Below are 20,948 nucleotides of genomic sequence, written 5' to 3'. Positions count from 1 at the left end.
AATTTCGAGGAGTCGATATGTCCGCTGAGAGTCCCGCACGCACCAATGTCTTCACGCCGCCACGCCGCGTGAACGGCAGTCCCATTTCTTTTGAAGCCGATGCCGCGATCCTCCCGATCGTTGGCGAGTTGCCTCCAGGACTCAACGGCACGCTGTATCGCAACGGCCCCAATCCGCAGTTCCCGAGTGCCGATGCACACCTGTTCGGCGGCGACGGGATGCTGCATGCCTTCGATCTGTGCAATGGCCGCGCCAGCTACCGTAACCGCTGGATCCGCACCGCCCATTGGAAAGCCGAGCATGCCGCCGGCCGTCGCTTGTTCGATGGATTCGGCCGGCCGATGCCCGACGGCGGGCCCGCCGCCGGAGTGGCTGACGAAGGTGTCGCCAACACGCACGTTGCATGGCACGCCGGGCGTTTGCTCGCGCTGGAGGAGGCGCACCTGCCGATCGAGATCGAGCCCGGCACATTGGCAACGCGCGGACCGTTCGATTTCGGCGGCGCGTTGAAGGGGCCTTTCACCGCGCACCCGAAGACCGACCCGGTGACCGGTGAACTGGTTTTCTTCGGCTATGGGACGAGCGGCCCGCTCTCCAGTGGCATGACCTACGGCACCATCGATCCGGCGGGTACCGTGACGCGCTTCGATCGCTTCGAGGCGCCCTTCGCGAGCATGGTGCATGACTTTGCAGTGACGGCGCGGCATGTGCTGTTCCCGGTGCTTCCTCTGACGGCAAGCATGGCACGCGCCGAACGCGGCATGCCGCCGTTTGCGTGGGAGCCGGAACTCGGCGCGCGCGTGGGCGTGCTGTCGCGCAACGACCCCATCGAAAACATCCGGTGGTTCGAAGGCGAGGCCGGCTATGCCTTCCACGTGATGAACGCCTGGGAAGAGCAGGATGCGTGGGGCGGCACCCGCATCGTCGCCGACGTGATGCGCTACGACGAGCCGCCGCTGTTTCCGCACCCGGACGGCCGACCGACGGACCCCCGGCGCAGCGTGGCGCGAATGTGCCGCTGGACCTTCGATCTGGCTGGTGCGAGCAACCGCTTCGAGCAACGGCAACTCGATGATCTCGCGGGCGAGTTTCCGCGCATCGACGAGCGCCGCGCCGGCCTGCCGTATCGCCACGGCTGGTATGCCTGCCAGCGCGAGCCCATCTACGGCGCGGGAAACGAAGGTCTGGCGCACTTCGACGCCGTCACCGGCCGCCGCACGCTGCACTACCTTCCGCCGGGCGACCGCGCCTCGGAGCCGGTGTTCGTCCCCCGCAGCCCAGACGCGAAAGAAGGCGACGGCTGGTTGCTGGCGACCGTCTACCGCGGCGCCGAATGCCGCAGCGACCTGGCGGTGTTCGATGCGCAATCATTGGCCGATGGACCGATTGCGACCGTTCAGCTTTCGCATCGCGTGCCGTCGGGATTCCACGGCAGCTGGCTCCCGGCTGACCACTGAGCCGTTTGCTCTTTTCAGGAGAAATCATGAGCATCCTCTGGAGCTTCTCGCCCTTCATCGTCTTCGCGCTGTTATCGCGGCAGGTGCCGGTCACCACGGCCCTCTTCGTGGCCGCCGCTGTAGCCGTTGCCATGATCGTCCGCGACCGCTTTCGCCATGCGGGCAGCATCAAGATCCTCGAAGTGGGCACCGCGATTCTTTTCGCCGGCTTGGGCTTCTATGTGCTTGGGATGGGCGGGGACTGGAACATCATCGAAGTGCGACTGGCCGTGGATGGCGGCCTCTTCGCGATCGTCCTCATTTCGATCCTGATCGGCCAGCCCTTCACCATTCAATATGCCCGCGAGCGCGTTCCGCCCGGAGTCGCCGCGCTGCCGCAGTTCAAGACCATCAACTATCTGCTGAGCGGCGTCTGGGCATTGGCCTTCCTGGTAATGACGCTCGCCGATTTCGTGATGGCTCGCGTTCCGTCGGTACCTCTGTGGATTGGCATTGCGGTGACGGTGGCGGCAATGGCAGGCGCGATCTGGTTCACGAACTGGTATCCGCAATATCGGCGCCGTCAGGCCTCAAGCGTGGCCTTGTGAGTGCCGTCCGGAGCATAGGCAGTCAGAGTTGATCGCGCTATGCTGCCCGGATCATGGAACGCACCACGCTTGATCGCACTGCGCCGCCGAAGTCTGCGATGCCAGGTGCCACCCGCCGCCTGGAAGACTTGCCGGGTCCGCGCGGCATTCCGCTGCTTGGCAATCTCCTGCAGATCGACGCGCCCCGCATGCACCGGCAGCTCGAAGACTGGTGCGCCGAGTTCGGTCCTTTCTTCAAGCTGAAGCTTGGAAAGGCGACGATGCTCATCGTCGGCGACCATCAGGTGGTCGCCACGATGCTCCGCGATCGGCCGGACGGATTTCATCGCACCAGCAAACTCGAGGGCATTGCCAAGGAGATGGGGCTGAAGCCCGGCCTTTTCGGTGCCCGGGGTGACGACTGGCGCCGCCAACGGCGCATGGTGATGTCCGGCTTCGATCCGGCGCACGTCAGGGACTACTTCCCATCGCTACAGAAAGTCGCCGAGCGGCTCGGCAGGCGTTGGTCGAAAGCAGCGCGCGATGGCGTTGCCATCGACTTGCAGTCCGACCTGATGCGCTACACGGTCGATACCATCGCCGGGCTGGCGTTCGGTGCGGAGGTCAAGACGCTGGAGTCCGATGGCGACGTGATCCAGAAGCACCTCGACAAGATCTTCCCGGCCTTGCTGAGGCGGCTGACGGCGCCGTTGCCGCTGTGGCGTGTGTTCCCCACAGCGGCGGATCGCGAATTGGCGCGAGGCGTGGTCGCAGTGAACAAGGCGGTGGACGGGTTCATCGCTCAAGCGCGGCGGCGGATGGAAGCGAATCCCGATCTCCGCGCACATCCCCGCAACCTGCTGGAAGCCATGATCGCGGCGGCAGACGAGCCCGACAGCGGCATCAGCGACATTCAGGTCGCCGGCAACGTCATGACGATGTTGCTGGCGGGTGAGGACACCACCGCCAACACCATCGCCTGGATGATCGATCTGCTGTGGCGCCATCCGGCAACGCTGGCGCGCGCGACTGACGAGGTGCGCCGTGTCGTACCCGACTCGGGGATCCCGACCTTCGAACAGGCCGGGGAACTCGACTACATCGAGGCTTGCGCGCACGAGACCATGAGACTCAAACCGGTGGCACCGATGATCGGGCTGCAGGCCGTGAATGACACAGTCATCGGCGACGTGGAGGTGCCGGCGCGTACTCCGATCTTCAGTCTCATGCGGCGTGACAGCGTGAGCGACAGCCACATGCCCGACGCGGCTGCATTCAAGCCGGAGCGTTGGCTGGACGGTGCTGGCCCCGGCGCCCTTGCCAGCAGTGCCAAGCGAACGTCGATGCCCTTCGGCGCCGGGCCTCGTATCTGCCCGGGGCGCTACCTGGCGTTGCTCGAAATGAAGATGGCGATGGCGCTCCTGCTCGGCCGTTTCGACATCGAGCGCATCGACACGCCCGACGGTCAACCGGCGCGCGAACGTCTTTCGTTCACGATGACGCCCGTTGGCTTGACCATGCGGCTGCACGAACGCATGGCAGCGACGGCCTAGCTCCGCCGTATCGAGCCTTCATCAGCCGTCGCTCGGCGCTCGGCTCAACTCGTTGTTGGCAGTGACGACCGACCGGATCATGCGCATGAATTCCTGCTGATCCTTCTCTGACAAGGGCTCCAGGATGCGTCGTTGGGCGCGCATCATTGCCGGCTGCACGTCATCGAGCAGCGCCAACCCCTCGTCCGTCAGGGTCAGCAGGCGCACGCGGCGATCGTCGGGGGACGCACTGCGCATCATCAAACCCCGGGCTTCCAGTCTGTCGATGACGCCGGCAACCGTTGAAGTGTCGAGCCCGATGGACCGTGCCAACGTTCGCTGGTCGATGCCCGGCGATCTGCGCACGGCCTGAAGTCCGGCGTATTGAACCGGCGTGATGCCATGAGCTTCGGTTTCCTGCAGAAAGATCGCAACGGCGATCTGTTGCAGCCGTCGGATGTAGTGGCCGGGAAGAGTCTCCAGATCAACAGGTGCCGCGTCGGTTTTTTTCATGCAATTGAAATGGGCAAGAGGCTTAGGGTTAACCCTTTAATGTTCGAAATTATTCTATGTCTACACTAATGATCAGTGTGCTGATGATCAGTACACCAGATCAGGAGATGAACATGAATGCAGGGCAGTCCACGCTTCCGGTACTGGTTGCCGGCGGCGGTATCGGCGGCATCGCGGCTGCCTTGGCTTTGGTACGGCAAGGGTTTTCAGTGAAGGTGCTGGAACAGGCCAGTGAGCTTGGCGAAATCGGGGCAGGCATCCAGCTCGGCCCCAATGCTTTCGCCGCGTTCGATGCCTTGGGCATCGGCGAGATCGCCCGGACTCGCGCGGTCTATACCGATGAAATGGTGATGCACGACGCGCTCGACGAGACGCTGGTCGGGCGCATCCCCACCGGCGAGGCGTTCCGGCAGCGCTTCGGCAACCCGTACGCGGTGATCCATCGGGCAGACGTTCACAAGTCGCTGCTCGAAGGCGCGGAGGCTTCCGAGCGCATCGAGGTGCTGACTTCAACCTCGGTGCAGCGCATCGAGCAGGATGCGGATGGCGTGATCGTGCACGACGCCAGGGGCAACACTCACCGCGGGATTGCATTGATCGGCGCGGACGGCGTCAAGTCCGCGGTGCGCCGGCAGTACGTGGGCGACGAGGCGCGCGTGTCGGGCCATGTCGTGTACCGGGCGGTCGCGGACAAGAAAGACTTCCCGGCCGACCTGCAATGGAACGCCGCCAGCATCTGGGTAGGTCCCAACTGCCATCTCGTGCACTACCCACTGCGCGGCGGCGAGCAATACAACGTCGTCGTGACCTTCCACAGCCGCGAGAAAGAAGAGTGGAGCGTGCGCGAAGGCAGTCGTGAGGAAGTGCAGAGTTATTTCGAGGGCATCTGCGCCAAGGCGCGCCAACTGATCGATCTCCCCAAGGACTGGAAGCGCTGGGCGACGGCCGATCGCGAGCCGATCGGCCAATGGACCTTCGGCCGCGCCACGCTGCTGGGTGACGCGGCGCACCCCACGCTGCAATACCTGGCGCAAGGCGCCTGCATGGCGATGGAGGATGCGGTCACTCTGGGCGAGGCTCTGCGCGTCAGCGGCAATGACTTCGGCAAGGCCTTCGAGCTTTACCAGCGCTCGCGTGTCGCACGCACCGCTCGGGTCGTGCTGTCCGCGCGCGAGATGGGGCGCATCTTCCATGCGAAGGGCGTCGAGCGTCTCGTGCGCAACGACCTCTGGAAGGGCCGCACCCCGGAGCGCTACTACGACGCCATGGAGTGGCTGTATGGCTGGACCGTCGACAACTGCCTTGCCGCCTGAAGATGTCCGGCTTTTTCAGGAGCGCCGTGGATTCGGCGCCTTGGTCTTTCTGTCGGCAAGCTCGAAGGCCGCAGCAACGATGGCCTTTGCCCAGTGGGGGACCTTGTCGAGCTCCGCGTGCGAAACGATCCCGCCGTTTTCCATGTGCAGCACGAGAACCGGCTGCGGTCTGATCCCCGCTTTCGGGTCGCCGTCGATGCTGTTGTCGTACACGCGCAGGCTCGCCAGGTGCGGCAGCAGCCTGATCAGGTTGGCTCGGCTGCTCGTGTAGCGCTCCCTGATCTTGGCTTCCGGAATGGCGTGGCCACCGGCTTTCACCCTTTCCTGCACGCGCTCGATGTGCTTTTCGGGCGAACTCAGGCCCGCATACCAGATATGGACCTCGGCGCCGTTGCGGGCCCCTGCGAGCAGCAGATCGGGAATGGTTCGGGCGCCGAGCGTCGTCTCGAAGGCAAAGTTGAGCCCTTCGGCAAGCGCGCGTTCGAGGCCGATGCGGCCCATTTCCCACGCTTGCCCGTTGGCCGACTCGAGCGTGAGCGCCGGATTGGCGTCCCGCAGCGTGCGTGCTGCGAGGTCGGGATTGAAATAGGGGACTTTGCGAGCCTGGAGCGCCGCGCCGCCGATGCTGCTCTTGCCGGCGCCATTCACGCCGGCGAGAACGAAGATGCGGGCGACCATCTACCGAGCGACCTCCAACAGCTACTTCTTCGCGGGCTTGCCGCCGGCCGCGCGGACGGCGGCCTTGCCGAGTTCGGACGGAGGCATCGAGAATGCGTCTTCCATTGCCTGGGCGGCTGCGTCGCCCTGCATCCGGGCAAACATGTCGTCGAACTGTTTTGTGAGGGCATCCAGGTCGGGCTCGGCCGCCTGCTCCAGGGCCAGATATCGGTCAATGGACATGAGCACCATGGACGGCTCGTCATGTCGGGTGACCACCACGGCACCATGCGCCATGACGGCGCTGGTTACCTTTTGCATGCCGGCGACCAACCGCGTAGCCGAGAAGGCGGGCAGGCCCCGCGTGAAGCGATCGATGGCTTCGGGTCTTGAAATGGCTGCACTGCTGGACATGAGAAGCTCCGATGGATGTCTGGTTTACCCAATTTGGGCATTTTAGGCATTTTCCTTAAAACCTGAACAGTCGCCTGAGTTTGCCAGAGGATGACAGTGGCATTCGATCAGTTTCGCCGCGACACGGCCACTCCGGCGAGAGGGTCGAGCCGTATCGTCATGAGCGTGGCGGCGGCCATCAGGAGGCCGATCGCAAACCAGCCGTGCCGGAAATCGACGAGCGCCAGGGTGGAGGCATCGCGCAATGCCTGCGATGCACCGAGCACCGAAGCGGCCAACGCCACCGCAAGTGCCATCGACACCTGCTGCAGCATGGTGGCCAAAGCGCTCGCGCCGGCGCGCAGGTCGTCCGGCACGTCGGCAAAGGCAAGCGTGGTGATGGCGGTGAAGTTCATCGATCGGACCATGCCCGCAACGAACAACAGCACGCATACCACTGGCAGCGGATCGCCGGGCGATATCAGTCCGCACGCAAACAGCGTGATGGTGCACAGCGCGCCGTTGACCCACAACACGCGCCGGAAGCCGAAACGCCGGAGCACGGTGGTGGTCGCGCTTTTCATCGCGAGATTGCCGGCCATGTAGACCAGCAGCATCGAGCCCGCCTGAAAGGCATTCATGCCGAAGCCGATCTGGAACATCAGAGGAAGCAGAAAAGGCGAAGCGTTGATCGCCACTCGCGACATGAACCCGGCCGTCGCAGAGGAGAGCATGAAGGTCGGGACGCTGAGCGCTCGCAGATCGAGCATCGGATGCGTGGCGCGTCGGGCATGGCGTACGGACGCTATCGCGGCCAAGGTGCCGACGGCAAGAAGGGCGGCGGTGAAGCCGTTGCCATCGTGGACTTCGCCCAAGCGCGTGAAGCCTTCGACCAGCATTCCCAGGGCCAGCGCCGTCAAAAAGAAGCCCAGCGCATCGAAGCGCGCCTTGCTATCAGCCGCCCGGCGTGGAAACAAACGCAGGATCAGCCATACACCCAGCATGCCGATCGGCACGTTCAGCAGGAAAATCCAACGCCACGATGCATGCGTGGCGATCAATCCTCCCAGCGGCGGGCCAATCACCGGTGCGATCAGCCCAGGCCAGGTGATCATGCCGATGGCTTCGATAAGCCGGTGCCTGGGCGTTTCGCGCAAGACCACCAGGCGCCCTACGGGAGACATGAATGCCGCCGCAAATCCTTGCAACGCGCGCGCGGCGATAAATGCCGCAAAAGACGGTGCGAGGCCGCAGACGAGCGACGCGAGCGTGAAGATCCCAATGGCCGTGGCGAACACCGTGCGCGCTCCGTAACGCGCTGCGCACCACCCCGCGGCAGGCACGAACATCGCCATTGCGATGAGGTAGACGGTGACGCCCATGCTGGCATCAAGCGTGTCGACGCCAAATCCCGCGCCGATGGCCGGGAGCGCCGTGACGATGATGGTGGAGTCCAGCGTTTCCATGAAGAACGCCGCGGCCACTGTGAGCGCGATGCGGGAGGAAGCGGAGCCGGTCGAATCGTCTTTTTCTTGCGCGCTGTCGTTCATGACGACAGTGTCGTCCACCGGCATGAAGCCTGCATAAGGCTTGGCGCTTTAGCTCGCGCGCCGGGTTTCCTCGTAAATCCGCGGCTGTGTCAGGACCTCATGGCGAAGCGCGTGCTCCAGTTCCGCTTCGGTCATGAGCTTGCGCCGCAGCACGACCTCGCGCACGTTGGTGCCGTTGGCATAGGCTTCAGCAGCCACTTCGGTCGCTTCCTTGTAGCCGATGATCGGATTGAGTGCCGTGACCAGCGCAATGGATCGCTCGATGCTTTCCTTCAGGCGATCCGGATTGGCCGTGATGCCTTTCACGCACAGGTCAGCCAATGTGGTGCAGGCATTGGTCAGATGCTTGAAGCTGCGGAACAGCGAGTTGGCGATGATCGGCTCGAAGGCATTGAGCTGCAATTGCCCGGCTTCGGCCGCAAAGGTCACCGTCACGTCATTGCCGAACACCTCGAAAGCCACTTGGTTGACGACCTCGGGGATCACCGGGTTCACCTTGCCCGGCATGATCGACGAACCCGCCTGCATCGGCGGCAGATTGATTTCGCCAAAGCCCGAGCGCGGACCACTGGAGAGCAGCCGCAGGTCGTTGCAGGTCTTCGACAGCTTCACCGCCACCCGCTTGAGCACCCCCGAGAGTTGCACGAAGGCGCCGCAGTCCTGCGTGGCTTCGATAAGGTTGGGCGCGGTCGAAAGGTCCAGCCCCGTGATCTCGCGCAAGGCGGCGAGTGCCTTGCCGGCGTATTGCGGATGCGCCGTGATGCCCGTGCCGATGGCAGTAGCGCCCAGATTGATTTCAAGGATCAGTTTCGAGGCCTCGTTCAGCCGTGCGATGTCTTCCTCGACCATCACGGCATAGGTCGAGAACTCCTGCCCGAGGGTCATCGGCACGGCGTCCTGCAACTGCGTGCGCCCGATCTTCAGAAGATGCGCGAACTCTTCGGCCTTGGCGGCGAACGCCCCACGCAGATGTTCCATGGCCTTGAGCAGGCGTTCGATCGCAAAACAGGTGGCAATGCGAATGGCTGTCGGATACACGTCATTGGTGCTCTGCGCCATGTTGACGTGCTCGTTCGGGTGCAGGTATTGGTACTCGCCGCGTCGATGGCCGAGGATTTCAAGCGCGCGATTGCAGATCACCTCGTTGGCGTTCATGTTGGTCGAGGTGCCGGCGCCACCCTGGATGACATCCACCACGAACTGGTCATGCAGCGAGCCGCGCCGGATCTCGCGGCAGGCGCCGACGATCGCGTCGCGCAGTTTGTCAGGAAGCAGGCCGAGCTCTGTATTGGCCGCTGCCGCCGCCTGCTTGACAGAGGCCAGTGCATTGATCAATTCAGGGTAAGCGGAAACCGTGGTGCCTGAGATCTGGAAGTTCTCCTTGGCGCGCAGCGTGTGCACGCCGTAATAGGCATCGTCGGGAACCTCGCGGTCACCGAGCAGGTCGTGTTCGATCCGTACGTTGCTCATGTTGGCTCCTGATCATGGATGAATGGAAGCATGGAAGCGCGGGCGAAAGAGGCCAGGCTCATCCTACGCGCGCCGCATGCGTTGGTGAAGCAAGGCGTTTCGATGGGCTCCCTAGAATGGTCGGCCAAGGTCCAATCAGGCTCCGACATGAACACAGCGATACCCGACCCGTCCCTTGCGTTGGCTTTCGATGCCGTACTCGATGCGCGCTACAGCTGCCGCGGCTACCTGTCCGCGGCAGTGCCTCGTGACACCATCGAAGCGATCTTGCGCAGCGCCCAACGTACGGCTTCCTGGTGCAACTCCCAGCCTTGGCAGGTCGCCGTGACGAGCCCGAGTGCCACCGATCGGCTGCGCGAGGCAATGGCATCGCCCGAAGGTCTGGCCGATCAGGGCTTCGACATTGCGCCGCCGGCTGAATACCGCGGCGTCTATCGCGATCGGCGACGCGAATGCGGATTCGGCCTCTATGACAGCGTAGGCATCGCGCATGGCGACCGGGTTGCGTCCGCAAGACAGGCGGAACTGAACTTCAGTTTCTTCGGTGCGCCGCACATGGCGCTCATCACGACGGAATCCGCACTCGGTGCATACGGCGTACTTGATTGCGGCGCCTACGTCAGCAACTTCATGCTCGCGGCGCGCAGCCGCGGCGTGGCCTGCATTGCACAGGCGGCCGTCGCTTCACGCTCGAAGTTCCTGCATCGCTGGTTCGGCATTCCGGACGATCGGCAAGTCGTTTGCGGCATATCGTTCGGCTACGAGGACCCGGAGCATCCGGCCAACCGCTTCCGGACTTCGCGCGCCGACCTCGAAGAAGCCGTGCGTTGGATCGAGGATTGATGCGGGGACCGAACCTGCGTTTCAGGACGTCGCGGAGGGTACCTTCTCTGCATCCATCAAGCGCTCGTACACGAGGCCCGCGCTGACGATGTCTTCGACGGCGACGCCGACCGATTTGAAAAGGGTGATGTCGTCGGCCTGCTGTCTGCCTGGGTGGGTGCCGGCGATGACTTCGCCAATCTCAGCAAAGATGCTGCCGGCGGCGATCACGTCGCCCGATTCCCGAGACGCCGCTTCATGCGACTCGACATAGAGCCTGCAGCGCGACAGCACTTCATCATCGAGTTCACGCCATTCAGGGCGCGGTGCGCCCACTGCATTCACGTGCGTGCCGGGTGAGAGCCACCGCCCCGACAACACCGGTCTGCTGGAGGTGGTCGCGACGACCACCACGTCGGCGCCGCGGACAGCGTCCTCCGCGGATGCTGTTGCACGGGCCCCATGCTCTTGCGCAAAGGCCGCAGCGTTGTGCGGGCTCCAGACGCGGACATCGTCGATCTGCCGAACCATCCTTATGGCCTCCAGATGGCTTCGGGCCTGAACGCCGGAACCCAGAATGGCCAGGGAAGAGGCCTCCGGGCGCGCAAGGAGCTTGGTCGCGACAGCCGAGACCGCTGCCGTGCGCATCTCGGTGATCAGGCGGCCATCCATGGCGGCCAGGGGCTCGCCGGTCTCTGGCCGAAACAGCATGATCAAGGCGTGATGGGTTGGGGTGCCCCGGTTCTGCGGATAAAAGGTGACGAGCTTGGCGCCAAGCTGGCCGGATGCATACGCAGGCATCGAGAAGAAAAATCCGTGGTGCGCATCAATGGGCAGCACATTGCGCAATGGCTGAACGGCATGTCCGGCCGACAGCGACAGCAAGGCTTTCTCCATGGCCGGGATCAGCGCGTCCATGCGCAAGAGCCGGTGCACCGTCTGTTCGTCGATGATTCTCATGGATCCGAAGTTGGCTACGGCGGGGCGGCAATGTCAACGTGCAGCCCGTCCGATCGACTTGCGTCACGCGGAAAGCTCGCGGCTGTTGGCGTCCTTGGCAAAGGCTTCAAGGTAGGCGGCGGGATCGATGTGCTCCCCGTTTTCGAGAAGCTCGAAGTGCAGATGCGGTCCGGTCGATCGACCGGTGGATCCAACGTCGGCGACATGTTGGAGCGGTGTCACCTCATCACCCCGACGCACCACCAGGCGCGAAGCATGCGCGTAGCGCGTGACAAGCCCGTTGCCATGATCGATCTCGACGAGCTTGCCGTAGCCGGGCTTTCTGCCGGCGAAGCTGACACGCCCGCTTGCGGAGGCGCGAATGGGCGTGCCCTTGTTGGCGACGAAATCGATGCCCGAATGAAAGCGCGTGCGGCGCTTGAATGGATCGACTCGATTGCCGTATGAAGAACCAATGCGTGCGTCGTGAACTGGCGGGCGTCCTGGAGTTGATTCCCAGGCGACGGTGGTCTGTGCCTTGGCCTTGAGCTTGCGCATGGGCAGCATCGCGTCGAGGGTATCTCTGGCCGCCAATTCGGGACCGCCGCTGTCCTGATGATCAGCGTGGTGCGAGCAATGATGGTCGAGTTCGTCGAGTTCAGTGTGGGCGAGCCTGATGCCCATCGCGATCCCTGCTGCAAAGGCGATGGCGGAGATTCCTGTGGTTGCCAACATGGCAATCGTCAGCAGCCGGCGCCGCCTTGCCGCGCGAAGAGGTCGGTGATGCAGATGGCTACCAGTTTTGAATTCGGACAGGCGGCTGACCTGCATACAAACCTCCAAGAAATCATTGAAGGCCGATGTAGGACCCTCCCTAGATGGATGAGAGGGCATCAGGGCGCTATATCTCTCGCTGACGTTGGATATGCGCTCTTCGCCCGGTTGACTCCATTGTTTGCGGCCACCGTCGCAACCGAAATGGGAAAGCTCTGAGTGCCTTCAGATACGTCCTGTACAACGGGAAAATTCCACGAAGCTCAAAGAAAGGGATCTCACCAAGCCGTTCCCTCGCCGAGAAGAGCCCGCCTGGCGAGCAGAAAGGTCGCCGCATTCCAGCTCTGGCCGGCCATGCCCATCGGCGCGAGCGTGCGCCCATGAAACCATTCGGTGAAGCGCCAGCCGTCCAGTTCGTTCGTGCGCGCAAGTTTGGCAAGCTCGGCCCATGCCATCTCGTGCATGCCCAGCCGAGCCAGAGCCATCACCCAGAAGCCACCGACGAAAGGCCAGATGCCGCCGTTGTGATACTGGTGCACGAGGTTCTGCTGGTGGCGCGCCATGTAGGCCCGCCAGAGCGCGTGGTGATGCGACATCGGATGCAGCACCACGCGCACCGGATAAGGTTCGCATGCATGCGCGGCGACGATGGACTTGACGATGCGCTTTGCCATGGAAGCATCGGCCAGCCCACTCTGGATTGCGAGGATGTTGCCGAACACGTCGCCTTCGTCGCCGACGAACGAGAGATTGACGAAGCTGAGATAGAGCCCCGGGTCCCGCCGGCCACGGCGCGCATAGTGCCGAAGCAGTCGCGCGCGGTGGTATTCAGGCAGGTCGCGTTGGAATGGATTGAACAGGTGATTGAAGTGGCGCTGCGTGGCCTCGGCGTTGTCGAGCGCGTAGCGGTGCTTGACGTCATACCAGAGCGCATTCGTATAGAGAACGTAGCCCGAGCGCGGCATGATGTCCGCCCAGTCGCTGGCCTCGTTCTGCTGCAGCAATCGGAAATGCTGGTGCTCTTGTGCGAGCAGCCATCCGATCGCGCGATTCACCTCGCCATCCCAGCGTGACGACTCGACTCGGCCATGGCGCCGCACATGGTCCACGGCGATGAGCCACCATAGAGTTGCGTCGATACAGCCCAGGTACCAGAAGTCCGCGTCCAGACCTTCCGGATCGACGTACTTGGGGATCTGCCCGTTGCCCGCCTGCTGCGCCGCGAGCGCATCCAGGCTGGCGGCAGCGCCGTCTTCCAGCGCCGGCACGCCGCTGCCGCACATGGCCATCACGCAAATTGCGGCGTCGCGGCCGAAGATGCGCGTATAGCGCCTGGCCTCGGCTGCCTCCGTGCGGCTTGCCGCAAGAATGCCGTGCCGCGTGAGGTTGCGTGCCAGGAGATCGAGCGATGCCTGGGTGCAGGCTTCGATGAGCGAAAGAGCAGGGGCGTCGAGGCTGGTCATGGGTGTCTATGGTCGCGCAAGAATGCCGCCAGGGCGATTTTCCTCAGTGCTTGGCTAAGATGTCGGCCGATCGAGTGCACGCCAAAAGACGCGCAGGACGCGCAAGACGAAAGGACGCCCGAGCATGAACGCGAACGATCCCGCTCCAAGACGCCGTAGGCATTCCACCTCCGGCGGTTCGCGCTCTTATCGGAAGCGATCGCACAAGAAGGGATTGCTGGTCTTCTTCGCGACGGTCATTGTGGTTGGAGCGGTCATCGCAGCGGGCGTGCTGTATCTCTCGGACACCGAACCGAGTCCGGTTGCCGCCGCAGCCATCGCGCCAACGGCCGAAACCCGAAAACCCGCCGAGCGGACTTCCGCACTTCCCCCGCTCAACCTGCCCGCCGACGATGCACCCCACGGCTCGGCCATGGAATGGTGGTACTACAACGGCTTTCTCGGAGCGAAGGGCGGCCCTCGCTATGCGTTCCACATGGTTGTCTTCGTGGCCAATGGCCTGGTCAAGCACACGGCCATGCATGCGGCGCTGACCGACCTTCAGACCGGCAAGCGCTACGTAAGCCAGACCCGCACCGCTGGCATCCCCACGACGAGCGTTCCGAACGGTTTCGATTTCAAGCAGGAAGGATGGCAGGCGTCGTCGTCGCCTTCGTCGCAGATGCTGCATGCTGACTTCGACGGTGCATCCATCTCGGTCGAGCTGAAGGAGTCGGGCCCGACAGTCGCGCATCGTGCCCCAGGCTCGGAAACGCCGGGCGTGCTCGATTTCGGCAACAGCGGGATCAGCTACTACTACTCGCGCCCGCGGCTTTCGGCGCAAGGCACCGTCGCCGTCGGCGCGAAGTCGCTCCCAGTGTCCGGCGAAGTGTGGTTCGATCACCAGTGGGGTGAATTCGACGTCTTGTCCCTGGGCTGGAACTGGTTCGCGCTTCATCTCTCGGACGGGTCGGACCTGATGCTCTATGAGCTTTTCGACATGGACGAGCGGAAAGTCATGACCGCAGGCACMTTGTCGAATGCCAAGGGATCGGTGCCGATCAAGCCGGGTGAGATTGAACTCACGCCGGGCGCGACGTGGACCAGTCCGAAGACAAACATCAGGTATGTGCTCGACTGGAACATCAAGCTTCCGGCTGGCGTCCTGAAGGTGCAGCCCTTCGCGTCCAACAGCGAGTTTGATTCGGGCGGAACGACCGGGAATGTCTATTGGGAGGGGCCGGTGAAGGTGACCGGCGATCTGCAAGGCGAGGGGTTCCTGGAGTTGAGTGGCTATGACCGTCTGAGCGCGAAAAAAGCAAGGGGCAAATGAGGGCCGACTTCAGCGGAAAAATTCGCTCGGCGGAAGGCCGAACTGACGCTTGAACATGGTCGCAAAAGCGCTCGGGCTGTCGTAGCCCAGTGCGAGCGCGACGTCGACCACCTTGGCGCCGGTGGCGAGCCGCTCCAGGCCGTGCAGCAAGCGCGCCTGCTGCCTCCATTTGCTGAAGGTCATGCCGGTCTCGCGCGCGAAGACGCGCTGCAAGGTCTTGGCGTCGACGGACAACAGCCCGGCCCATTCGCCGAGCGTTGTCGCGTCGTGGGGCGCTGCCAGCAGGCGCGCGCAGATGCGATGCAGGCGTGCGTCGGTGGGCTGTGGCAGGTGCAGCGGCAACACCGGCAGCGCGTGCAGTTCATCCAGCAGCAAGCGCATCACCCGACCGTCGCGCGAATTCTCCGTATAGCCTGGAGCCACTTTAGTGGCCGCCTGGATCAATTCGCGCAGCAGCGGCGAAATGCCGACCGCATGCGAATGCGTGGGCAGCTGCGGTGCCGCTTCCGGACGCACGTAGATGCTGCGCATGCGGAGCTCGCCGATGCAACGAATGGCGTGCGGAAGGCCGGCCGGCATCCAGATGCCGCGCGTGGGTGGGACGATCCACCGCCCCTTGCCGGCGCTCACCATCATGACCCCGTGCACTGCATAGATCAGTTGGCTTTTGGTGTGCGCATGCGGCGCGATCATGTGACCAGCCGGATAGTCGGTGGCCCTGCAGCTCACGGGTGCCGGGTGGCTGTCGACTTGCGCCAGGAAGTCCGGGTCCGGTGCCCGGGCGGTGCGGCTCATGCGGGTGTCCTTTTCGCGAAGATCGCAGCCCGAATGGCGTGCGACAGGCTCTGATGCTAGCGTTACGATCCGCTTTTTTCGCAAGCCTCGCGCGGAATTTCGCGCCCACACCATGTCTTCGACAGCTACTGCCCACACATCACCCGGTTCCGCGGCATCGACATCGAGCGGTGTCTCCTTCGGCATCCTGGGAGCCATCAGCGCCTCTCACCTGATCAACGACATGATGCAGTCGCTGATCCTCGCGATCTATCCGGTGTTGAAGGGGGACTTCCACCTGAGCTTCGGCCAGATCGGGCTGATCACGCTGACCTACCAACTGACCGCCTCGCTGTTCCAGCCTTTGGTCGGGCTCTATACCGACCGCAAGCCGGTGCCGTACTCATTGCCGGTTGGCATGGGTTTCACGCTGTGCGGCCTGGTGCTGCTGGCGTTTGCGCCAAATTACGCCATGCTGCTGCTGGCGGCCGCGCTGGTGGGCACCGGCTCGTCGATCTTTCACCCGGAATCTTCCCGCGTGGCGCGCATGGCTTCCGGTGGGCGGCACGGGCTGGCGCAGTCGCTGTTCCAGGTTGGCGGCAACACCGGCAGCGCGCTCGGACCTTTGGTGGCCGCGGCGGTGATCGTGCCCTTCGGCCAGCGCAGCGTGGCGTGGTTCGGGCTGGCGGCCCTGCTGGGCATCGTGCTGCTGTCCCAGGTGAGCCGCTGGTATGCCGCGCATCACGCCGCCGCCAGCGCGCGCGCTGCGCGAAGGCCCGCTGCCGCGCCACTGCCGCGCGGCAAAGTGCTCGGCGCCATTGGCGTGCTGCTGTTGCTGATTTTTTCGAAGTACTTCTACATCGCAGGCATCAGCAGCTTCTACACCTTCTATCTGATAGAACGCTTCGGGCTCTCGGTTCAGAGCTCTCAATATCACCTGTTCGTCTTCCTCTTTGCCTCGGCGCTGGGCACGCTCGCCGGCGGGCCGATCGGCGATCGCATCGGACGCAAGCCGGTGATCTGGGCATCCATCCTGGGTGTGGCGCCGTTCGCATTGCTGCTGCCGCATGCCGACCTGTTCTGGACAACCACGTTGACGATCCTGATCGGGCTGATCCTGTCGTCGGCGTTCTCGGCGATCCTCGTCTATGCGCAGGAACTCATCCCCGGCAAGGTGGGCATGGTTTCGGGGCTCTTCTTCGGCTTTGCCTTCGGCATGGGTGGCCTGGGCGCTGCGCTGCTGGGGCTCCTGGCGGACCACACCAGCATCGACTACGTGTACCGTGTCATCGCGTACCTGCCGCTGCTGGGCGTCGTCGCCGTGCTGCTGCCGAACATCGAGCGGCCGCGCCGCACCTCCGGGGCTGCCGTTCGCACCTGAGCACTTCAGCGTTGCGGCATGTCCTTGGTGGAATAGCCGAGGCTGACCGTCGCGTCTTCCGGAATGGGCGGCATGGTCGCATTCCATGCCTGCCAGGCCGCACGCATCGCGGCCAGCCGCTCTGGGTCGCGCTTCGCCTGATTGGCGCGCTCGCGCTCGTCGGCCGGGATATTGAAGAGATATTCGTTGCCGTCCACCTGCAGGTACTTCCAGTCGCCGTCGCGCATTGCGCACTGGCCGCGATGGTTCATGCGCCAATGGAGAGGCCGCCGGAAGCTGGAGGCCGCGTCACGAAGAACAGGCATCAGCGAGATTCCATCGAGCGGATAGGCCGGGTTCGCCGAGACGCCCGCTGCATCGAGCATGGTGGCCGACCAGTCCATCGTCATGCAGTGCTGCGCGCTTTCGCCGCCGGGGCCAATGACATCCGGCCAATGCGCAATCCACGGCACGCGGATGCCGCCTTCAGTGAGGTCCATCTTGCCGCCAACCAGCGGCCAGTTGTCAGAGAAGCGTTCGCCGCCGTTGTCGCTGGTGAAGACGACCAGGGTGTTGTCGGCCATGCCGTGCTTGTCGAGCGCATCCATGATCCAGCCGATGCCTTCGTCCATGTGATGGATCATGCGGCGGTAAACGTGGATGTTTCCCCCGGCGAGATCGAACAGGTTGTCCTTCACCTGGGGCCCCCGGCCTGCGTCTTCGCGGGTTTCCCAGGGCCAGTGCGGCGCGGTGTAGTGCAGGCTCAGGAAAAACGGCGCGTCCTGCTGCGCCATGCGGTCGACATAGTCGACGGCACGGCGCGAGAGCAGGTCGGTCAAGTAGCCCTCCTGCTGACAGTCGTCCTCGCCGAGCCACAGATCGTGCCGTCCGGTCGAGTCGCAATGGGTGAAGTAGTCGACGCCCCCCGACATCGGCCCGAAGAACTCCTCATAGCCCGAGCGCAGTGGCCCGAATGAAGGCAACGAACCCAGGTGCCATTTGCCGATGAGCGCCGTGCGGTAGCCGCCGTCGCGCAGCATCGAGGGCAAGGTCGGGTGCTCCGGGGGCATCCCGAGCGTCGTGCTTCCCCGGCTTTTGCTGTTGATCGGCTCTTCGGCCGCGCCGCGCAGGCGGTACTGATAGCGCGCCGTGATCATCGCGAAGCGCGTGGGCGAGCACACCGGCGAGTTCGAGTAGCCTTGCGTGAACTTGATGCCGCGCGCTGCCAGCCGGTCGAGCACCGGCGATACAGGCCCGAAGTCGGCCTCGCGACCGCCGTAGCAGCCGAGATCCGCATAGCCGAGGTCGTCGGCGACGATGAAGATGATGTTGGGTCGTTGCATGGATTTCAGGGTTGGTAGCCGGATTTCATTAGTCATTCGCCTGGAAATTCACGGCCTTCATGATCACGGCCCAGCGGGCGGTGTCTTCGCGCATTGTCTTCAGGAGTGCGTTCGCGTCGTCGCCGGTGACATACATGCCGTTCTGCAGCAGTTGCTGCTTCACCTCGGGCGAATTGACCGCGCGGGTGAATTCGGCGCGCAGCTTCTCGACGATCGGCTTCGGCGTCTTCGCGGGCGCGTAGTAGGCGAACCATGCGGTCGCGACCACATCTTTCAGCCCGGCCTCGACGAAAGTCGGAAGATCCGGCATCAGCGGCGAGCGCTTTTCGCCGCTGGTCGCGAGCACCTTCACGCGGCCGCCGGGCTGCATCTGGAGCGCACCGCCGACGGTGTCGAAGTAGACCGGAATCTGCCCGCCCATCACGTCCTGCCGCGCAGGAGTAGAGCCTCGGTAGGGCACATGGACCATCTTGAGCCCCGCCGAGCGATTGAGCATCTCGCCGAGAAAATGCGATGGCGTGCCCGCGCCGTACGAGCCGAAGCTGACTTTGTCGCCCTGCGCCCTGGCCCACGTGATGAACTCGGCCAGCGTGTTGGCCGGCACGTCCTTGCTCACCACCAGCGCGAGTTCGAAGCGCGCTGCATTGACGATCGGGACGAAGTCCTTGATCGGGTCGTACGACAGCTTCGCGTACGCGCTCGGGTACATCGTCATCATGCTGGCGGTGCCGAGCAGCAGGGTGCGTCCGTCGGGCGGCGCGGTCTTGACCGCCTCGACCGCAATGCGGCCCGATGCGCCCGAACGGTTGTCGACGATCAGCGGGCCGAGCGAGTCGCGCACCTCCTGGGCGATGGCGCGCGTCAGCACGTCCTGCGTGCCGCCGGCCGGAACGCCGATCAGCACCTTGATCGGCTGGCCGGGCGTGAAGACCGCTTCGGCGCTTGCCAGGGGCGAGAGCGCGAGGGCGCAGAGGCCGGCAACCAGGCTGCGGCGGTCGAGATCGGTGCGGGGCATGAATGTCTCCTGGAATGGGTTCGAACTGCAGGCCTTCGGGAGGAACCGGCCTCGGATCACTTTAGATTTGCGACACTCGATTGATCTAATCAACCATTCTCCGGACTAACCCCAGATGAACCCCAGATGAACCCGACGCCAGCACCGCGCCGACCGCTCGACGACCTGCTGCTGTATCGGCTGTCGCGGCTTCTCTCGGTCGCGGGCAGCATGGTCATCAGGATCTGCGAGGGGCGCTTCGGCATCACGCGGCGCGAGTGGCGGCTGATTGCCACGCTGGCGAGCCATGGCGAACTGAGTTCGTCCGGTCTCGCCGAGCATGCGCAGCTCGATCGCGCGCGTACATCGAAAGCCATCGGTTCGCTGGTGGACAAACAACTGATCGCTCGCTCGCGTCCGGCGGGTGACCGGCGGCAGGTGCTCTTGTGTCTCACCGAGCGCGGCCGGGAGGTGTACGACGAACTGTTCCCGCTGGTGACCCGCATCAACACCGACCTGCTCGGCGCACTCGACGCCGACGCCGCCACGCAACTCAACCAATCGCTCGCACGCCTGCAACTGCATGCGGAACAGATGGTTGCCGAGGCAGTGCTGCCCAAGGCGGACCGCCGGCGGCGCGGCGCCAAGGCGGATTGAGCAGCAACGGGTGCGCACATCATGTCGTGCCAGCTTCAATCCAGCTTCATGCCGGTCGACTTGACGATCTTGCCGTAGCGGGCGCGGGCGCTCTCGAGGTGCTGCGCGGCTGCATCGCCGGTTTCGCCGAGCGCCACCATGTCGAGCGCGGCGAGGCGTGCCTTGACCTCCGGCGTCGCGAGGGCAGTCTGCAGCGCCTTGCGCAGCGTTGCCATGACAGGCTCCGGTGTTGCGGCCGGGACCATCGCCATGTAGAGCACCTCGAACTCCAGGTCCTTGAGGCCCAGTTCGCCCACTGTGGGCACCTGCGGAAGGAGCGGCGCACGCTGGCGTCCGGTGACGGCCAGGGGCGTGATCTTGCCGGTCTGGATTTGCGGCAGCAGCCCCGGCGTCGCGAGGATGCCCGCCTGGACCTCGTTCGACAGCAGCGCCATCACGGCCGGCGCATTGCCCTTGTAGGGCACGTGGACCACCTTCGCGCCAGTGACGGTCGAGAAGATTTCCGAAGCGATGTGGCCGGGGCTGCCGTTCCCGGCAGAGCCGAAGGTGATCTCGCGTGTCTTGCTCTTGGCAACGAAGTCGTTGAAGTCCTTGGCCTGGACGGCAGGGTTCACGGCAAACGTGAGCCCGGATGAACTGAAGATCATCAGCGGCTTCAGGTCCTTCGGCGCGAAAGGCATGCTCTTGTAGAGATGCGGGTTGATCGTGAAGGTGGTGTCGATGCTCAGCAGCACGGCGTAGCCGTCTGCGGGGCTCTTGGCAACCGCGTCGGCGCCGATGTTGCCGCCTGCCCCAGGGCGGTTGTCGACGACGAAAGGCTGCCCGAGTTCGTGTTGAAGCGGTACGGCAAGCGCACGCCCCAGGATGTCCAGCGGGCCGCCCGCCGGAAAGTTGGTGATGAGTTTGACGGGCTTGTCAGGGAATCCCGCCTGGGCGGCGGCCGTGACCGCGCAAAGGCTGGCGGCAATGACGAGGGCGGCCTTGGCAATCAGGCCGCCTCGGCGTGGCGCGCTGCGCGCGCGATCAAAGTGCAGGTTCATTCGTTTTGTCTCCAGTCCG

The 20,948-nt window shown here is 64.1% G+C and carries 20 protein-coding genes; 8 read left to right on the top strand and 12 right to left on the bottom strand.

Going from position 1 to position 20,948, the window contains the following annotated elements:
- The first annotated feature begins 17 nt into the window (after nt 1-17).
- From AC1DSF_RS18560 to AC1DSF_RS18550, 3 genes are all read left to right on the top strand, one after another.
- Nucleotides 18-1,457, top strand: a complete 1,440-nt coding sequence (locus tag AC1DSF_RS18560) for a carotenoid oxygenase family protein (RefSeq protein WP_478183214.1) — start codon at nt 18-20, stop codon at nt 1,455-1,457.
- Nucleotides 1,458-1,483: 26 nt separating this feature from the next.
- Nucleotides 1,484-2,044 (top strand): hypothetical protein, encoded by a 561-nt coding sequence (locus AC1DSF_RS18555; RefSeq protein WP_478124082.1) that lies wholly within the window; start codon nt 1,484-1,486, stop codon nt 2,042-2,044.
- 98 nt (nt 2,045-2,142) lie between these two features.
- On the top strand, nt 2,143-3,576 hold the full coding sequence (locus AC1DSF_RS18550; RefSeq protein ID WP_478183213.1) for a cytochrome P450: 1,434 nt from the start codon (nt 2,143-2,145) through the stop codon (nt 3,574-3,576).
- Nucleotides 3,577-3,597: 21 nt separating this feature from the next.
- Here the strand turns inward: AC1DSF_RS18550 and AC1DSF_RS18545 are convergent, their stop codons facing one another.
- Nucleotides 3,598-4,068 (bottom strand): MarR family winged helix-turn-helix transcriptional regulator, encoded by a 471-nt coding sequence (locus tag AC1DSF_RS18545; protein WP_478124080.1) that lies wholly within the window; start codon nt 4,066-4,068, stop codon nt 3,598-3,600.
- 113 nt (nt 4,069-4,181) lie between these two features.
- Here AC1DSF_RS18545 and AC1DSF_RS18540 point away from each other — a divergent pair, with 113 nt between their 5' ends.
- Nucleotides 4,182-5,381: a 3-hydroxybenzoate 6-monooxygenase gene (locus AC1DSF_RS18540; RefSeq protein WP_478124079.1), complete on the top strand. Its 1,200-nt coding sequence runs from the start codon at nt 4,182-4,184 to the stop codon at nt 5,379-5,381.
- A gap of 15 nt (nt 5,382-5,396) precedes the next feature.
- On the opposite strand, the gene AC1DSF_RS18535 is transcribed toward AC1DSF_RS18540, so the two are convergent.
- The 4 genes from AC1DSF_RS18535 to aspA all read right to left on the bottom strand — a co-directional run bounded on the left by AC1DSF_RS18535 (nt 5,397) and on the right by aspA (nt 9,451).
- Entirely contained in the window at nt 5,397-6,059 is a 663-nt protein-coding gene (locus tag AC1DSF_RS18535; protein WP_478124078.1) for an ATPase, read from the bottom strand.
- A 21-nt stretch (nt 6,060-6,080) separates the two neighbouring features.
- Nucleotides 6,081-6,452 carry a hypothetical protein gene (locus AC1DSF_RS18530; RefSeq protein ID WP_478124077.1) on the bottom strand — a complete coding sequence of 124 codons (372 nt, stop codon included), beginning with the start codon at nt 6,450-6,452 and terminating at the stop codon, nt 6,081-6,083.
- A gap of 107 nt (nt 6,453-6,559) precedes the next feature.
- Entirely contained in the window at nt 6,560-7,999 is a 1,440-nt protein-coding gene (locus AC1DSF_RS18525; protein ID WP_478183212.1) for an MFS transporter, read from the bottom strand.
- 30 nt (nt 8,000-8,029) lie between these two features.
- Complete coding sequence (gene aspA, locus AC1DSF_RS18520) at nt 8,030-9,451, bottom strand: aspartate ammonia-lyase (RefSeq protein ID WP_478124075.1); 1,422 nt, start codon at nt 9,449-9,451, stop codon at nt 8,030-8,032.
- A gap of 147 nt (nt 9,452-9,598) precedes the next feature.
- Between aspA and AC1DSF_RS18515 the strand changes: the two genes are divergently transcribed.
- Entirely contained in the window at nt 9,599-10,294 is a 696-nt protein-coding gene (locus tag AC1DSF_RS18515) for a nitroreductase (RefSeq protein ID WP_478124074.1), read from the top strand.
- A gap of 21 nt (nt 10,295-10,315) precedes the next feature.
- Here AC1DSF_RS18515 and AC1DSF_RS18510 read toward each other — a convergent pair whose 3' ends face one another.
- From AC1DSF_RS18510 to AC1DSF_RS18500, 3 genes are all read right to left on the bottom strand, one after another.
- Nucleotides 10,316-11,233, bottom strand: a complete 918-nt coding sequence (locus AC1DSF_RS18510) for an ornithine cyclodeaminase family protein (protein WP_478124073.1) — start codon at nt 11,231-11,233, stop codon at nt 10,316-10,318.
- 63 nt (nt 11,234-11,296) lie between these two features.
- Entirely contained in the window at nt 11,297-11,947 is a 651-nt protein-coding gene (locus AC1DSF_RS18505; RefSeq protein WP_478124072.1) for a M23 family metallopeptidase, read from the bottom strand.
- Between the two features lie 317 nt (nt 11,948-12,264).
- The gene (locus AC1DSF_RS18500) at nt 12,265-13,449 is read right to left on the bottom strand and encodes a glycoside hydrolase 100 family protein (protein WP_478124071.1); all 1,185 of its coding nucleotides are present in this window, start codon (nt 13,447-13,449) and stop codon (nt 12,265-12,267) included.
- A 214-nt stretch (nt 13,450-13,663) separates the two neighbouring features.
- Here AC1DSF_RS18500 and AC1DSF_RS18495 point away from each other — a divergent pair, with 214 nt between their 5' ends.
- Nucleotides 13,664-14,761, top strand: coding sequence for a lipocalin family protein (locus AC1DSF_RS18495; protein WP_478183211.1), 1,098 nt, complete (start codon nt 13,664-13,666; stop codon nt 14,759-14,761).
- A 9-nt stretch (nt 14,762-14,770) separates the two neighbouring features.
- Here the strand turns inward: AC1DSF_RS18495 and AC1DSF_RS18490 are convergent, their stop codons facing one another.
- Nucleotides 14,771-15,556 (bottom strand): AraC family transcriptional regulator, encoded by a 786-nt coding sequence (locus AC1DSF_RS18490; RefSeq protein ID WP_478124069.1) that lies wholly within the window; start codon nt 15,554-15,556, stop codon nt 14,771-14,773.
- 112 nt (nt 15,557-15,668) lie between these two features.
- Between AC1DSF_RS18490 and AC1DSF_RS18485 the strand changes: the two genes are divergently transcribed.
- The gene (locus AC1DSF_RS18485; RefSeq protein ID WP_478124068.1) at nt 15,669-16,916 is read left to right on the top strand and encodes an MFS transporter; all 1,248 of its coding nucleotides are present in this window, start codon (nt 15,669-15,671) and stop codon (nt 16,914-16,916) included.
- Nucleotides 16,917-16,921: 5 nt separating this feature from the next.
- Here AC1DSF_RS18485 and AC1DSF_RS18480 read toward each other — a convergent pair whose 3' ends face one another.
- Complete coding sequence (locus AC1DSF_RS18480; protein WP_478183210.1) at nt 16,922-18,238, bottom strand: sulfatase family protein; 1,317 nt, start codon at nt 18,236-18,238, stop codon at nt 16,922-16,924.
- A gap of 28 nt (nt 18,239-18,266) precedes the next feature.
- Nucleotides 18,267-19,253, bottom strand: coding sequence for a Bug family tripartite tricarboxylate transporter substrate binding protein (locus tag AC1DSF_RS18475; protein ID WP_478183209.1), 987 nt, complete (start codon nt 19,251-19,253; stop codon nt 18,267-18,269).
- A 126-nt stretch (nt 19,254-19,379) separates the two neighbouring features.
- Here AC1DSF_RS18475 and AC1DSF_RS18470 point away from each other — a divergent pair, with 126 nt between their 5' ends.
- A complete protein-coding gene (locus AC1DSF_RS18470) occupies nt 19,380-19,889 on the top strand; it encodes a MarR family winged helix-turn-helix transcriptional regulator (protein WP_478124065.1) in 510 nt (169 codons plus the stop codon).
- Nucleotides 19,890-19,924: 35 nt separating this feature from the next.
- Here the strand turns inward: AC1DSF_RS18470 and AC1DSF_RS18465 are convergent, their stop codons facing one another.
- Nucleotides 19,925-20,929, bottom strand: coding sequence for a Bug family tripartite tricarboxylate transporter substrate binding protein (locus AC1DSF_RS18465; protein WP_478124064.1), 1,005 nt, complete (start codon nt 20,927-20,929; stop codon nt 19,925-19,927).
- Nucleotides 20,930-20,948: the final 19 nt, after the last annotated feature.

Source organism: Variovorax sp. 01N429 (assembly GCF_056399425.1).
This window is presented reverse-complemented; position numbering and strand designations above follow the sequence as displayed.

What these genes read in the sequence shown, in the direction of transcription:
- AC1DSF_RS18560 (WP_478183214.1), top strand. Translation starts at nt 18, where the DNA reads ATGTCCGCTGAGAGTCCCGCACGCACCAATGTCTTCACGCCGCCACGC.
- AC1DSF_RS18555 (WP_478124082.1), top strand. Translation starts at nt 1,484, where the DNA reads ATGAGCATCCTCTGGAGCTTCTCGCCCTTCATCGTCTTCGCGCTGTTA.
- AC1DSF_RS18550 (WP_478183213.1), top strand. Translation starts at nt 2,143, where the DNA reads ATGCCAGGTGCCACCCGCCGCCTGGAAGACTTGCCGGGTCCGCGCGGC.
- AC1DSF_RS18545 (WP_478124080.1), bottom strand. Translation starts at nt 4,068, where the DNA reads ATGAAAAAAACCGACGCGGCACCTGTTGATCTGGAGACTCTTCCCGGC.
- AC1DSF_RS18540 (WP_478124079.1), top strand. Translation starts at nt 4,182, where the DNA reads ATGAATGCAGGGCAGTCCACGCTTCCGGTACTGGTTGCCGGCGGCGGT.
- AC1DSF_RS18535 (WP_478124078.1), bottom strand. Translation starts at nt 6,059, where the DNA reads ATGGTCGCCCGCATCTTCGTTCTCGCCGGCGTGAATGGCGCCGGCAAG.
- AC1DSF_RS18530 (WP_478124077.1), bottom strand. Translation starts at nt 6,452, where the DNA reads ATGTCCAGCAGTGCAGCCATTTCAAGACCCGAAGCCATCGATCGCTTC.
- aspA (WP_478124075.1), bottom strand. Translation starts at nt 9,451, where the DNA reads ATGAGCAACGTACGGATCGAACACGACCTGCTCGGTGACCGCGAGGTT.
- AC1DSF_RS18515 (WP_478124074.1), top strand. Translation starts at nt 9,599, where the DNA reads ATGAACACAGCGATACCCGACCCGTCCCTTGCGTTGGCTTTCGATGCC.
- AC1DSF_RS18510 (WP_478124073.1), bottom strand. Translation starts at nt 11,233, where the DNA reads ATGAGAATCATCGACGAACAGACGGTGCACCGGCTCTTGCGCATGGAC.
- AC1DSF_RS18505 (WP_478124072.1), bottom strand. Translation starts at nt 11,947, where the DNA reads ATGTTGGCAACCACAGGAATCTCCGCCATCGCCTTTGCAGCAGGGATC.
- AC1DSF_RS18500 (WP_478124071.1), bottom strand. Translation starts at nt 13,449, where the DNA reads ATGACCAGCCTCGACGCCCCTGCTCTTTCGCTCATCGAAGCCTGCACC.
- AC1DSF_RS18490 (WP_478124069.1), bottom strand. Translation starts at nt 15,556, where the DNA reads ATGAGCCGCACCGCCCGGGCACCGGACCCGGACTTCCTGGCGCAAGTC.
- AC1DSF_RS18485 (WP_478124068.1), top strand. Translation starts at nt 15,669, where the DNA reads ATGTCTTCGACAGCTACTGCCCACACATCACCCGGTTCCGCGGCATCG.
- AC1DSF_RS18480 (WP_478183210.1), bottom strand. Translation starts at nt 18,238, where the DNA reads ATGCAACGACCCAACATCATCTTCATCGTCGCCGACGACCTCGGCTAT.
- AC1DSF_RS18475 (WP_478183209.1), bottom strand. Translation starts at nt 19,253, where the DNA reads ATGCCCCGCACCGATCTCGACCGCCGCAGCCTGGTTGCCGGCCTCTGC.
- AC1DSF_RS18470 (WP_478124065.1), top strand. Translation starts at nt 19,380, where the DNA reads ATGAACCCGACGCCAGCACCGCGCCGACCGCTCGACGACCTGCTGCTG.
- AC1DSF_RS18465 (WP_478124064.1), bottom strand. Translation starts at nt 20,929, where the DNA reads ATGAACCTGCACTTTGATCGCGCGCGCAGCGCGCCACGCCGAGGCGGC.